Source organism: Nitrospirae bacterium CG2_30_53_67, assembly GCA_001873285.1.
In the GTDB taxonomy this organism is placed as follows: Bacteria; CG2-30-53-67; CG2-30-53-67; order CG2-30-53-67; family CG2-30-53-67; genus CG2-30-53-67.
Genome location: MNYV01000078.1, coordinates 1 through 14,128 on the forward strand (window position 1 = coordinate 1; position 14,128 = coordinate 14,128).

Below are 14,128 nucleotides of genomic sequence, written 5' to 3' on the forward strand. Positions count from 1 at the left end.
AGTCGCTTTTCAGAAGCCGGACAAAGGCTTTCCAAGCCTGGGTTTCGAGTTCCAGACGGTCCACGAGGAAGAGAACCCGTTTTGCGTTGCCGGTCCGCATGAAGAGTTTGATAACGGCGGCAGAGGTCAGGGTCTTGCCGGTGCCAGTCGCCATTTCGAACAGAAAACGTGTCTGACCCTTGCGAACGGCATCCTGGAGCGCGGCGACAGCCCGCAGTTGATACGGGCGGAGGAACTTCAGTTCCGTTTCCTTGATGAAGGCATCACGTTGCCCGGCATCGCTCCAGCGGGGATCATTGTGGTAATTGGGGTTCTGTGTGACCGCAACGTAATCGGCTTCGACCTTCTCGCTGACCAAGGTGTCGGGGTTCGGCTTGAAGGCGTGGAAATGGCCGAAGGATTCGGGCTTCGGAAACTCCGTGATCAGAACCGGGTTGCCTTGCTCCAAGTCCCAGAAGTAATGCAGGTTTCCGTTCGACAAGATGACGAACCGGACATTCTGTGAGTGGGCGTATTTCCGGGCCTTCTCTTTGCCGATAAGGGGGTCGTACTTCTCGGACTTCGCCTCCAAGACGGCAAGGGGGAATCCTCCCTCGTCCAGCAGGAGGTAATCGACAAAGCCGTTGGCGGTTTTCTCGAAGTCCTCCCCGAGTGCATCGAGGGCTTTTTTCTTGAGTTTTACGTTTGCTTCAAGCGCGATGTTGGCTGGGCCGGTTTCGTCGTCAAAAAACCGATAGTTCGACCTTCGCAGAAGGTCGTTGATCAGAATCCTTGCTTTGGCTTCCTTTTCCATATCCAATCTGCCTATTTTCTACGGATAGGCTCTCCCAACGGTTAGTGTGCTAAGTGGCCGTGCCATCGCTCCGAGCGACGGGCCGAGTCAGATGCCGGATACGCGGAATCCGGGTCTATCCATCTCTTAAATTCAATGGAGAGGCTTTCAAGTGGTCTCTCTACTAACTGCCGGATGTGATCCGCGTCAATATCCACGCTGCTTCCTCAGCGCCCAAATTAATAGATAGAATAGAGGGACATTTGCTGTCCATGCAGTGAAATTCGTTGTTACAAATAAAACCCTTCTCACTCATCCTTCAATTCTTTGATGGTTTGTTCTCCCTTATAAATTCCGTTGCACCCTCAGCACTGTGATACTCATGTGTCGACCAATCTCTAAGACCTCGTTGTGTTAGGGAGAGCGGGCGCGTGAGGAGTATGAAGATCCCGCCAAAGCTCCATAGCTCCTGCTGTACGGAAGGTGACGTGCCTTCGAAGCGCCTTCTCCAAAGCAAAACTGTATGGAGCCTGAAGTGACAAAGCCATTTCTCTTGGACGGCCACTGAGGATTTCCTCCCGAGAAAATCTCAATTCACGGGAGAAAGCAAACTGTAAGAGAAGTTGGCCAATATGATAAAGATCAATGCGATAATCGATTGCTCCGAACTCAGCTGGATCAATTGCTTCTGGCGGAAGCATCCATTCCGCTCGAGTATTCGTTGCGTCCAGCTCACCAAACAACTTGGCCACCCCAAAATCACCAAGTTTAAATTGAATAGCACCTGGTTCAGTTGGCCGCATTTCGTCTTTAGCAAATGCAGCAAACACATTCCCGAGATGTATATCTTGATGTGCATGCTGATTCAGGTGGAGGTAGTGCACTGCCTGAAGAACGCATCGTGCAATCGGAATTAGCCAAGCAAGCCCATTAAAGGGATTGAGCGAGAATAACTGTGTCAAGGGACAATAGCAACGCTCGGTGACAATATAGAATGTGTCTCTAAACTCAAATGCATCATAAACGTAAGTGACGTGTGGATGCCGAAGCAATGCAAGCTTTCTTAGCTCTGCCTCTGCTGAAGAACGGACCTTCTCATAAGTACCGATAGGCTTTAGAACCTTGGCCGCGAGATCGTTTCCCCAGATGTCGAGGCAACTGTAAACGACACCAAAGAAACCTTCGCCGATTTTCTCGCCCATAGTGTAACTATTGCCCGTTGCGAGACTCATGATTTGCTCGCCTGGGGTAGGCGGTATAACGTTCTTCACTGGAGGCAGGCTTGATTGATTTGATCCTAATGATTCGTCGGACACGTGACACCTTTTATTGCTGCTTAACGTTTGCAGTTCACTGCATGGTCCATCGCGGATTCATGGGTCATCTTCATTTATCAATTACGGACCCGCAAGAGTACCCCGGTGTTCCTTTTTCAAACGTGTAACCGTGGGTCAAACCTTAAAAGTTCACTCAGCCTGGCCCCAAGTCCCAAACTCGTCCCCTATCAATCGGGGCCTGAAGCTTTGCCATCCAGTTGCATCCTACCCTGGTCGATCAGACGTCATTTCCACGCGTCTGGGACGACCGTTTTGAGCATGTAGAATACACCTGAAAAGGTACGGGGGTCAAGGAGAAATCCGGACTCCTTCGGTAACATTTTCCAATGAGGCAACAAGACGGGAGAAAACCGGACTCAGACCGAGAAACACTTTGCGAGGGATAAATCTTATGTGCTGAATAGGTTGGATGACGGCCGGTCACCCTACGGGCATGGTGCAAAGCTCAGGGCACGGCAACGGCCGTTCGCCGGGAAAGCGAGGGAGTGAGGGTCAGGATCGGGGAGCGAGCGGGGGAGTGAGATGCAGTGTACTGAAATCAATGCCCATGAGTCTGCCGATTTCCGCTCCCGTTACGCCGGCTCAAGGACCACCTCGCCCTTCTCGTAGAACATGACGCCCACGCGCCGAATATGGTCGATCACGTCGGGGTCGCCGATGTTGTTGAAAATGGACAGGTCGATGGTGTACGGTAGGAGCAGCTCGTCGAGGTCGTCGAGGATCTTGTAGATCACCTTCAGCGTCAAATCCGAGCCGCCGCGCAGGGTTAGGTCAATGTCGGAACCGTTTTTGTAGTTGCCTTTGGCGCGTGAACCGTACAGAATCGCCCTTTCCACCTGAGGGCAGTGACTAAGGACGGCGCGGATTTTTTGGACGGTGGATTGCGGGAGGCCATATTTCATGCCCCTTCCTCCTCCTTCTTCAATGCCTTCAATTTGATTTGGAGCGCATCGAATTCCGCAAAGTAGGCGCTGTGAATGGCGGTAACGATCTGGGCGGCTGTGGCTTCATCATAGGTGTGCGAGGTTAAATTCCGGCTCTTGATCATTTCCATCCATGTCTCGCCGTTCTCGATCAGCCCTGTCTTGAAGGCCTCGCGGGTTGTGTCCTTTGAGCCGTATAGATCTTGGACACCACGATTTTCCAGAAAATCCCTCAGCGTGTTCCAGGCCAGTTCATGGGTAAATTCGAATGCTTGAATCAGTCCCTGCCCTTCGAGCTTGGAGAGGTGGCGCTGTTGTGCCAGCGCCACGGCTTCCTCCAATTGCGAAAGGGCTTTGATAAAGTGATTGAAACGTTGAATCCAGCGGACGTCCTCCGTTCTCATAGGGGTTCTCCACAAAACTTCTTGTTCAATGCCTTGTCTTCGCTGCTAACCTTGAATTGCGCATCCTCTATCTCGGAGTGATTCACATACAACAGGTTATTGGCCGTCACGGCCGCAGGTCAAATCTTCAAAGTTCAACCTGCACCCAAGTCCCGATCTCTTCCCGCATAAACTGGGGCCTGAAGCTTTGCCCTCCAGTTGCATCCTACCCTGGTCGATCAGGCGCCATTTCCCATCGTCTGGGACGACCGTTTTGAGCGCGTAGGATACACCTGAAAAGGTACAGGGGTCAAGGAGAAATCCTGGTGTGGTTGAATGGGTGGCCGGACAGCCTCTTCTTCATTTTCAATATATTATTGCAGAGCTGCGATTCGTTTCAGCACATGAAACGATTTATATCATACCGAGAAACATCTTGCGTGGGAGAAAACTTAACTTGTAGCATGATCGGTCAGTATCCCCTTTTCAAGATGGCGTATGATCCTGGCCTTTTCCGCGGCACGGGGGTCATGGGTGACCAGGATGATGGTCTTTCCGAATTCGCTGTTGAGCCGGGCCATGAGGTTGAGGATCTCCTCGGCGGAGACGCGGTCGAGGTCGCCTGTGGGTTCATCCGCCACCAGAATGGCCGGATCGGTGATCACGGCGCGGGCGATGGCCACCCGCTGCTGCTGGCCGCCTGAGAGTTGCGAGGGATAATGATCCATCCGGTCGGTCAGGCTCACCAGCCGCATGGCCAGTTCCACGTGATCGAGCCTTTGTTTTTTCGAAAGCCCGGTCAGAAGCAGGGGAAGCTCAACATTCTCGCAGGCCGTCAGCACCGGTATGAGGTTATAGAACTGGAAGATAAAGCCGACATTCACGGCCCGCCAGCGGGCAAGTTCGGTCTCTGAAAGAGAGGTGATATCCACCCCGCCGACCCTGATGGTCCCGCTGTCCGCCTGGTCTATGCCGGCAATCAGATTCAGGAGGGTGCTCTTCCCTGAACCTGACGGCCCCATGAGGGCCAGAAATTCTCCCTCACGGATATGGAGGGTGATATGCTCCAGCACCGGCACGATCTGACTGCCTCTGCGGTATGACTTGCCAAGATCAACGATTTCAACAATGGACTGATGATCGGTCTTCATCTAAGGTTCAACAACCTTTATCCTCTCCCCGTCCCTGATCTTGTTCAGAGGTTTCAATATTACCTTGTCACCCGGCTTGACACCGCTTGTCACCTCGACCATGTCGCCGATCCGGACGCCCAGGGTGACGGGCGTCTCCACGGCCCTGCCCGACTCCATGAGAAAAACCACTTGTCTCCCGTCTCGTTTGAGCACGGCGTCGGGATGGACGGCCGTACGAGGTTCCTGCTCCCCGGGCCCGACCGGCCTTTGAAGGAAGGCGACCTTCGCGCTCATCTCCGGAAGGATGCGGCTCTCCTGATCCACAAAGCCGACCTTGACCATGACCGTGGCCTTGGACCGGTCAGCGGTCGGAACGATCATGTGGACCACGCCTCGGAATCTGGACTCGGGAAGCGCGTCCAGTTGTATCTCGCACGGCTGCCCCCGTTTGACCTGTTCGAGATTGGATTCAGAGACATCAACCTCCACCAGCAAAGAATCCATGTCCGCGATGGTCACCACCGAAGCCTTGGCATTGGCCGCGGCGCCCAGCGGTGTGACGATGTCGCCGACGTCTGCATTTTTGGTCAGGACCACGCCGTCGAAAGGGACACGGATCCTGGTATATTCAAGCGACACCCCGGCGTTTTTCAGCGCCGCGGCCGCGGCCTTGACCCCCTGTTCCGCTCCTGAAACAGCGGCGGCGGCCTTCTTGTAGCGGGCCTCCTGGAGATCGTATTCGGTCTTGGACAGAAACCCCTGATTCAGCAGATCCCTGCTCCGCTGGAAGGAAAGAGAGGCCTCATGCCGTTCAGCTTCCGCCTGCGCGAGATCAGAGCGTGAGATCCTCAGGTTGGCTTCCGCCTCCTCCTTCACCGCTTCGGCCTCTTCACTTTCAAGGTTGGCGATGACTTCCCCTTTTTTCACCCGGCTCCCCTCTTCAACCGTCAGGGAGACGAGACGCCCGGTGATCTTGGACGCCAGTGCGGCCTTTCTCTGGGCCACCACGTATCCGCTTGCATTCAGCAGGGTGAAGGTCTGTGACGGGTAGATCCTGGAGACGTTCATGACTTCCACTTTGACTTCCGGTGAGAGGATCCCCTTCGCGTAAAGAACAGCCGCCGCGAGGATCAACAGGGCGGCCCCGGCCCACAGGAACACCCGCTGTCGTCTCTTGGGGCGGAACACGGCTTCTGACTTGTCGATCTTCAATCCGGAAAGATCTTCATGGGACATCCGGCCAAACTCCTCAGTGCATTTTTTTTAAATTTAGGATTTCCTCAAGACAATATGCCTTGGCCCTGTCTCGGATTTATGAGGGCAATCGGTTCGGTAATGGGCCCCCACACTCTCTTTTCTCATCAAGGCCGCCTGGGTGATCAGGGTTGCAACCGTGATCATATTCTGCAGCTCCAGTCCCTTGCGGTGGCGGTAGATCCGTTCCATGAAAGGCTTCCATTCCTGAAGCATGGCCATGGCTTCGGATAAGGATTTCCCGCATCGGATGATTCCAACCCTATCCCACAAAAGTTTTCTGAGGATCCCGCGAACTTCATCAACCTCGGCGATCTGATCTTCTCCGGCCACAGGTTTCTCCAGAAAAGGATTCAGGACCCGCTCGGGCAGCTTCTTTATCTTCCGGGAATAATGAGCCGCGGCGGATCCGGCCCGTGCGCCGAAGACCACCCCTTCGAGCAGGGAATTGCTCGCCAGACGGTTGGCGCCATGAACGCCGGTGCAGGCCGCCTCTCCTGCGGCGTAAAGGCCGGGAATATTGGTTGCGCCGTTAAGGTCGGTCCGGATGCCGCCCATCATGTAGTGGGCCGCCGGGCTTACCGGAATCCGGTGGCGTGTGACATCAATTCCGTAGGAAAGACAGGTGGAACAGATCCGGGGGAACCGCTTCCGGATAAAGTCCGGGTTGAGATGGGTGAGATCCAGGTAGACATGCAGGCTGTGCGTCTCCACCATCTCCGAGACAATGGCCCGGCTCACAATGTCCCTTGGGGCCAGATCCTTCTCAGGATGATATTTGTGGGTGAATTCCTGCCCATAGATGTTGAGCAGACGGGCGCCCTCTCCGCGCATGGCCTCGGAAAGGAGAAAGAAAGGCGCTCCGGGAAGATAAAGGGTGGTCGGGTGGAACTGGACAAACTCCATGTCCACAAGATCGGCCCCTGCGCGGTAGGCCATGGCCATTCCGTCCCCGGTCGAGACCGGCGGGTTGGAGGTCTGTTGGTAGAGGAAACCGGAACCGCCCGTGGCAAGGATCGTGGCCTTAGCGGTGACAGCGGAGATCTTCTTTCCTTCTTCATCGAGGAGATAGACGCCAAGGCAGACGCCGTCCTGAATGATCAGATCAATGGTATAGTGGAAGTCAAGCTTTTGGACATCCTTCAGGGTCCTGACATAAAAAAGGAGCGACCGTTCGACTTCCTTGCCGGTGGAATCCCCCTGTGCATGGACGATCCTCCTCTTGCTGTGGGCCGCCTCCTGCGTAAAGGCGAGTTTCGTCCCCTCCCGGTCGAACTCGGTCCCCCAGGAGATCAGCTCCAGGATCCTTTCAGGCCCCTCCTCCACCAGAACCCGGACCGCCTCTTCATCGCAGAGACCGGCCCCGGCCCGGATGGTATCATCGAAATGAAAAGTGATCTCATCCTCGTCGCTCAGCACCACGGCGATCCCGCCCTGGGCGAATCCCGTACTCCCCGCCGTGGCCTCGTCCTTGGTCAGGACCAGGACCTTCCCGTGTCTGCTGAGCTCGATGGCGGCCCGCAGGCCGGCCACGCCGCTCCCGATCACAAGAAAGTCCGTGGACTTGACCGGAAGATATTGAGAGGAGATTATAACCATTTTGATTTTACTCCGTTATTTTGATTTTTGATTCTTTATCTTTTATTTTAAGGTTCTTCTCCCATTTAGTGGGTCAAAATGTGCGTGAATAAGGGATCGAGGATTCCAGGACCCAAGCAAAATGCACGGAACAGAGAAGCTTCCATTGGTGCCGTAACACCGTATTTCGTCATTGTCCGGCTTGACCGGACAATCCAGATTCTTTACCTGGATTCCCCGATCAAGTCGGGGAATGACATACCCTGTTCTTTCTGGCCGTTTCAGAGAAAGTGCCCGGGGAAGAAGCGGTTTCCCTGGAATCATAAAACCCTTCCAACCCACTAAATGGGAGATGAACCTATTTTAAAAGGGTCCGTCCCTTTTTACGCCCTTTGGTCAGGCATGTTTTTTCCGGATGCCTCAACAAAGGGGACCAGGTCCTCCATGAGCTTCTTAAACCGATCGGGCTTCAGCGACTGGGGGCCGTCGGAAAGCGCCTCCTCGGGATTGGGGTGCACCTCAATCATCAGGCCGTCGGCCCCCGCGGCCACGGCCGCCCGGGCCATGGCCGGGACATACTGCCAGTTCCCCACGGCATGGCTCGGATCGATCACAATCGGAAGATGGCTCATTCTCTTCAGCACCGGGATGCAGCTCAAGTCCAGGGTGTTCCTCGTCGCGGTTTCAAAGGTACGGATCCCCCTCTCACAGAGGATCACATCCTCATTCCCTTCGGAGAGGATATATTCGGCGGACATGAGAAGCTCCTGCAACGTGGTGGCCATGCCCCGCTTCAGCAGGACCGGCTTCTGAGTCTGTCCGACTTCTTTGAGCAAGGCGAAGTTCTGCACGTTTCTGGCCCCGATCTGGATAATATCGGTATACTTGACAATCAGATCCAGGTCCCGGGGATTCATCACCTCGGTAATGATCGGAAGCCCCGTGGCCTCTCTTGCGGCGGCCAGGAGCTTGAGCCCTTCCTCTCCCATCCCCTGGAATGCGTACGGCGATGTCCTGGGTTTGAACGCGCCTCCACGGAAGACATTGGCCCCGGCCTCCTTCACAGCCCTGGCAGAGGCCAGGATCTGCTCCTCGCTCTCTACCGAACAGGGCCCGGCAATCACCATCAGATCCTGCCCGCCGATACTGGCGCCTTTGACCTCGATCACCGTCCGTTCCTTGCGAACCTCCAGGCTGGCCAGCTTATACGGCTTCAGGATCGGCACCACGGATTCCACGCCGGCCATGCTTTCGATGACCTGAAGCCTGGCCTTGCCTCGTTCATCGCCGATCGCCCCGATCACGTTTCGTTCCACGCCGTGCATCACGTGGGGCCGGTATCCCAGATCTTCGATTTTCTTGATGACATGTTCGAGTTGTTCAGCCGTGGCATCGGCCTGCATGACAATAATCATAAAAACCTCCCGTTCTTAAAATCTATCATGAATAACTCGGACTCAATCTCTGCATCTCGGCAGTCTGCAATACCTTTTTCAGGTAAAGCCCCGTATAGGACTCCGGGACCCGCATGACTTCTTCGGGTGTCCCCTGGGCAATAATCATGCCTCCACGATCCCCCCCCTCAGGCCCGAGGTCGACGATATGGTCCGAGGACTTGATCACATCCAGGTTATGTTCAATGATCACCACGGTATTGCCGGCATCCACCAGGCGGTTCAGCACATCCAAGAGCTTCTGAATGTCCGCGAAATGAAGTCCCGTGGTCGGCTCATCCAGAATGTAGAGGGTCCTCCCCGTACTTTTTTTGCTGAGTTCCCGGGAGAGCTTGACCCTCTGGGCCTCCCCTCCGGAGAGGGTGGTGGCCGCCTGTCCTATTTTGATGTATTCCAATCCCACGTCATACAGGGTCTGAAGCTTCCGCCGGATCCCCGGGATGTTTTCGAAGAACCGGAGGGCCTGGACCACGGTCAGATCCAGGACCTCGGAGATGTTTTTCCCTTTGTAGAGGATATCGAGGGTCTCCCGATTGTACCGTTTGCCCTTGCAGACGTCGCATTCCACATAGATATCCGGCAGAAAATGCATCTCGATCTTGATCAGACCGTCCCCCTGACAGGCCTCGCACCGTCCGCCCTTGACGTTGAAACTGAACCGTCCGGGCTTATATCCCCTCATCCTGGCCTCGGGCGCCTGGGCAAAGAGGTTCCGGATATCCGTGAAAATCCCCGTATAGGTGGCCGGGTTGGACCTCGGTGTCCGGCCGAGGGGAGATTGATCCACATCAATCACCTTGTCCAGATTCGGAAGACCGAGGATTTCCTTGTGGGCTCCCGCCTTGATCCCGCTGCGGTAGAGTCTCTGCGCCAGCGCCCTGTAAAGGATATCCAGGACCAGGGTGCTCTTCCCCGAACCCGAAACGCCTGTAACGCAGGTCAGGAGGCCGATGGGAAAACGGACATCCACTCCCTTGAGGTTGTTTTCCGAAGCCTGGACCACCGTGATGTATCCCCGCCTGGGCTTTCGCCGGGTTTGGGGGACCGGAATGCCGAGTTCCCGGCTGAGGTATTTCCCGGTCAGGGAATGGGGATTTTGCTTGATTTCATCCGGTGTCCCCTGGGCAACGATCTCCCCCCCATATTCCCCGGCGCCCGGGCCCATGTCGATCACGTGATCGCTGTTTAAGATCGTCTCCTCATCGTGTTCCACGACCAGAATGGTGTTCCCGATATCGCGAAGCCGCTTCAACGTTGCAAGAAGCCGCTTGTTGTCCCGCTGATGAAGGCCGATGGAAGGCTCATCCAGGATATAGAGAACCCCCACCAGCGACGATCCGATCTGTGTAGCCAGACGGATCCGCTGCCCTTCTCCGCCGGAGAGGGTCGCCGCCGTGCGGTCCAGGGTCAGGTAGGGAAGCCCGACGCTGATCAGGAACCCCAGCCGCTCCCGGATCTCCTTTAAAATTCTCTCGGCGATCCTGGCCTCTTTCTCGTCGAGCAGGAGCATCCTGAAGAATTCCCCGGCTTCCCGGATCGACATCCCCGTCACCTCGGCAATATTCCGCCCGCCGACCTTGAAGGAGAGGCTTTCCTTCTTGAGCCTGGCGCCGTTACAGTCCGGGCACCGGTTGACCCCCATGTAATCCTCGATATCTTCGCGGACATAGGCGGAATCGGTTTCACGATACCGGCGGTCGAAACTGTTCAGGAGTCCTTCAAAAGGACGCTTGTAGGTATAAAGGCCCCCCTTCCCTTCCAGATGGAAAGAAATCTCTTCATCTCCGGAGCCGTAGAGAATGGCATGACGGACCCGTTCAGGAAGGTCCTTGAACGGCGTATTGACGTCGAACCCGTAATGCCGGGCCAGTGACAGGATCATCTGGTGAAAGTAAAAGGAGTTTCGTTTGTTCCAGGGCCTCAGGGCCCCTTCCCGGAGAGAGAGATTCTTGTCGGGCACGATCAGGTCAGGATCCAGACGCATGAGGGTCCCGATCCCTCCGCAGCTCGGACAGGCGCCATGGGGGCTGTTAAAAGAAAAGAGAGACGGTTCCACATCCGGATAGCTCACCCCGCAGTCGATGCAGGCCAGCCGTTCGGAAAATAAGAGGCGCTCGCCTCCGATGATCTCCACGACCACGATCCCCTCGGAATGCCTCAGGGCCAGTTCAATGGAGTCGGCAAGCCTCCGGCTGATCTCCGGCTTGATGGCGATACGGTCGATGACGATTTCGATGTTATGCTTCTTATTCTTGTCGAGGTTGATCTCTTCGGAAAGCTCGTACATCTTCCCGTCCACCTGCACGCGGATGAACCCTTCCTTCCGCATCCTGAAAAACTCCTTCCTGTACTCCCCTTTCCGCCCGCGCACCACCGGTGCGAGGATCTGGATGCGGGTCTTCTCCGGAAGGGCGAGGACATGATCCACGATCTGTGTGACCGTTTGGGATGTAATGGCCTTCCCGCACCGGTAACAGAACGGTTTCCCGACCCGGGCAAAAAGAAGCCGGAGGTAGTCGTAAATTTCGGTCACCGTGGCCACCGTGGATCTCGGATTCCTGCTCCCGGTTTTCTGCTCAATGGAAATCGCCGGGGAGAGCCCTTCGATCGAATCCACATCAGGTTTGTCCATCTGCTCCAGAAACTGCCGGGCATAGGCCGACAGGGACTCCACGTACCGCCTCTGCCCCTCGGCATAGATCGTGTCAAAGGCCAGTGAAGACTTCCCTGAACCGGAAAGACCGGTGATGACGACCAGCTTGTCCCTGGGGATCATCAGATCGATATTCTTCAGGTTATGCTCCCTGGCTCCCCGGATTTCGATCCATTCCCGCTGCACAAAAAACTCCTTGAATGACTGAGATTTAACTGTCGAGTTTAAAAATTGATATTAACAAACCTGCAAAATAATGTAAAGTTCAATTGCAGCCGCGGGTGTGCGACAAATTTATGAGTAAAACATTTCTCTAAGAACGTCATTCCCCGATCCCCCGATCAAGTCGGAGGACAGGCCTGATCGGGGGATCGGAGGACAGACATTTTTGTCGCAGACCCTGCAGCCGCATCCATGAACGAGAAGGTGAAAGACCTTTTTTCTTGACTTTCACCGGGATGAATAGTATAGACAACATATTGAAATCAAATATTTTTTCAATTCAATATACGGAACATCAAATGGCGAGAGGACCTCTCTTTAAAAAACCTCGGCTCAGCCCATGGCTGGTTTTCCTGATCTTGCTCCTGGTCCAGGGCGGCTGTTTCTGGAAGAAAAAGACCCCTGAAAACGAACAGCCGGCCGGTGTCCTTTATCAGAAAGGACTTGAACTGATCCAGAAAAAAAAGTTTGAGAAGGCCCGTGAGGCCTTCAACAAGGTCAAGGTGATATCCAAGGAGACCAATCTGGAGCTTCTCGCTCAGATCGCCGTGGCCGACAGCTACTTCGAGGAAAATGAATACGAGGCTGCGCGGGCCCAATATGAGGACCTGTTCAAGCTGCATTCCGGAGGCGAGATCGCGGATTATCTTCAGTACCGGATCGGCGAATGCTACTTCTGGCAGATGGATACCATAGACCGGGACACCACCGACGCCAAAGAGGCGCTGAAAGCCTACAATCTTCTGGCCGAGAAATTCCCGAAGAGTGAGTATCTCCCGCAGGCCGGACTGCGGATCAGGGAGATTCATGCCTTCCTGGCGGAGAGCGAATTCTTTATTGGAGACTTCTACCTGCGGAAGAACGCCCTTTTCTCGGCCATTAATCGTTTTAAAAAAGCGCTGGAGCTTTACCCGGAGTCAGGCATTGAAGATAAGCTGATCTTCTACCTTTACAAGGCATACGTCTCCCTCAAGGACCATGACCATGCGGAAGTCTATCGAAAGCTTCTGATTGAACGTTTCCCGAATAGTGAATATGTCCCGATGATCCCATCGCAAGAAAAGCAAGGTCTTGCAAACGGCTTTGAAGATCCGAATGAAACCTCCGTTAGAGAACCCTATTTTCCAACGGTCGGCGACAGCAGTTTGCCGGCGCCATCTTCAAGGAACGCGGTGAAGGGCGATCTTAGGGAAGGGCTTCAAAAAATCGCGCTGCTCGATGAACCCCGGCCCGAAGAAGATCGGACGCCCATAGGGATTGCAGGGACCTACCAGGGAAAGGATATGGATTCCTGGTATCGAAGGATCCTCTTTCCCGATGCAGGCGCCTCTGATCGTTCCTGTTCGGTCCCGCCAGGGGAACCTTCACCGGAAGAACATGAAGATCTGCAGAAACGATCTTTCTTCGAAAAACTCATCCCATGATGACCCGGCGCATCTATTATCCCATATTTTTAAATCTTCAAGGGGAGAGAACCCTGATCATCGGCGGGGGCCGCGTTGCAGAACGTAAGGCCCGGTCTCTGCTCAAGTCTCATGCCCATGTCACGGTGATCAGCCCTGAGCTGACATCCGGACTGCGCCGGCTTGCCCAGGCCGGCCGGATCATCCACAAAGAGAGGAAATTCCTCTCCTCTGACCTGAACGGGATCCGCCTCATCATCTGTGCGACCAACGATACGGCCGTCAACCGCAAGGCCGCCGTGCAGGCAGAAAGAAAAGGGATATTATATAATGTGGTCGATGTCCCGGAGCTCTGCAATTTTATCGTCCCCTCCATGGTCCGGCGCGGAGACCTGACCGTGGCCGTCTCGACCGGAGGAGGCAGCCCGGCTCTATCTAAAAAGGTCCGTCAGGAAATCGAAACCCTGATCGGCCCCGAGTACAAGACCTTCCTGAAACTCCTGAGGGAGGCCCGCCCGAAAATCCAGCGGGAGATCCCGGAGAAAAGCCGCAGGACACGGGCCTATCGGGAGGTGATCGAATCTGAAACATTGTCCCTGATCCGGGCAGGCCGCATCAAAGAAGCCAGACAAAGAGTCAGGGAGAAAATAAAGATCATTTCCAGAAGAGCGGGTGAAAACATAAGGGTTCAAGGGGTCAAGGGGTCAAGGATTCCAGGGGTCAAGTGAAGTGCTAAAAACATAAGGGGCCGATGGTCCTAGGGTTCCAGTGTTTTTATCTGGAGATTCTGCTTGCATTTCAGTATTTCACTTAAACCCTTGACCCCAAGATACCTCAGTGTAGTAGCCGTCGCAGACGGCAAAGATAGAGAAAAGCGGGGCACGCGAAGCGTAACCCTGGAATCCTCGAACCCTTTTTTACCCACTAAATGGCCGAAGGCTCGTAGAGGAGAAGAACCAAAATCAAAGATAAAAACCGACCAAAATCCTTTGGGAGAGATGATCTTGAAAGACTTA

Annotated in this window: 10 protein-coding genes and 1 pseudogene; 2 read left to right on the forward strand and 9 right to left on the reverse strand. The window is 54.7% G+C overall.

Features of this window, described 5'->3' with window-relative positions; translation table 11 throughout:
• The 9 genes and pseudogenes from AUK29_04650 to AUK29_04690 all read right to left on the reverse strand — a co-directional run bounded on the left by AUK29_04650 (nucleotide 1) and on the right by AUK29_04690 (nucleotide 11,673).
• Nucleotides 1–793: pseudogene (locus tag AUK29_04650) on the reverse strand (restriction endonuclease subunit R).
• Nucleotides 794–1,170: 377 nt separating this feature from the next.
• Entirely contained in the window at nucleotides 1,171–2,004 is an 834-nt protein-coding gene (locus tag AUK29_04655) for a hypothetical protein (protein OIP64379.1), read from the reverse strand.
• Nucleotides 2,005–2,681: 677 nt separating this feature from the next.
• Entirely contained in the window at nucleotides 2,682–3,011 is a 330-nt protein-coding gene (locus AUK29_04660; GenBank protein OIP64380.1) for a hypothetical protein, read from the reverse strand.
• On the reverse strand, nucleotides 3,008–3,436 hold the full coding sequence (locus AUK29_04665; GenBank protein OIP64381.1) for a nucleotidyltransferase: 429 nt from the start codon (nucleotides 3,434–3,436) through the stop codon (nucleotides 3,008–3,010). Before AUK29_04665 ends, AUK29_04660 begins: the two co-directional genes overlap by 4 nt.
• A 431-nt stretch (nucleotides 3,437–3,867) precedes the next feature.
• Nucleotides 3,868–4,566: an ABC transporter ATP-binding protein gene (locus AUK29_04670; GenBank protein OIP64382.1), complete on the reverse strand. Its 699-nt coding sequence runs from the start codon at nucleotides 4,564–4,566 to the stop codon at nucleotides 3,868–3,870.
• Nucleotides 4,567–5,784, reverse strand: coding sequence for an efflux transporter periplasmic adaptor subunit (locus tag AUK29_04675; GenBank protein OIP64383.1), 1,218 nt, complete (start codon nucleotides 5,782–5,784; stop codon nucleotides 4,567–4,569).
• Between the two features lie 33 nt (nucleotides 5,785–5,817).
• Entirely contained in the window at nucleotides 5,818–7,401 is a 1,584-nt protein-coding gene (locus tag AUK29_04680; GenBank protein ID OIP64384.1) for an L-aspartate oxidase, read from the reverse strand.
• A gap of 362 nt (nucleotides 7,402–7,763) precedes the next feature.
• Nucleotides 7,764–8,795 carry a 3-deoxy-7-phosphoheptulonate synthase gene (locus AUK29_04685; protein ID OIP64385.1) on the reverse strand — a complete coding sequence of 344 codons (1,032 nt, stop codon included), beginning with the start codon at nucleotides 8,793–8,795 and terminating at the stop codon, nucleotides 7,764–7,766.
• Nucleotides 8,796–8,820: 25 nt separating this feature from the next.
• Nucleotides 8,821–11,673 carry an excinuclease ABC subunit A gene (locus AUK29_04690; GenBank protein ID OIP64386.1) on the reverse strand — a complete coding sequence of 951 codons (2,853 nt, stop codon included), beginning with the start codon at nucleotides 11,671–11,673 and terminating at the stop codon, nucleotides 8,821–8,823.
• Between the two features lie 335 nt (nucleotides 11,674–12,008).
• On the opposite strand from AUK29_04690, the gene AUK29_04695 reads away from it, so the two are divergent.
• Together AUK29_04695 and AUK29_04700 are read left to right on the forward strand one after the other, a co-directional pair.
• Complete coding sequence (locus AUK29_04695) at nucleotides 12,009–13,133, forward strand: hypothetical protein (protein ID OIP64387.1); 1,125 nt, start codon at nucleotides 12,009–12,011, stop codon at nucleotides 13,131–13,133.
• Entirely contained in the window at nucleotides 13,130–13,840 is a 711-nt protein-coding gene (locus AUK29_04700) for a hypothetical protein (protein ID OIP64388.1), read from the forward strand. Before AUK29_04695 ends, AUK29_04700 begins: the two co-directional genes overlap by 4 nt.
• Nucleotides 13,841–14,128 lie beyond the last annotated feature (288 nt).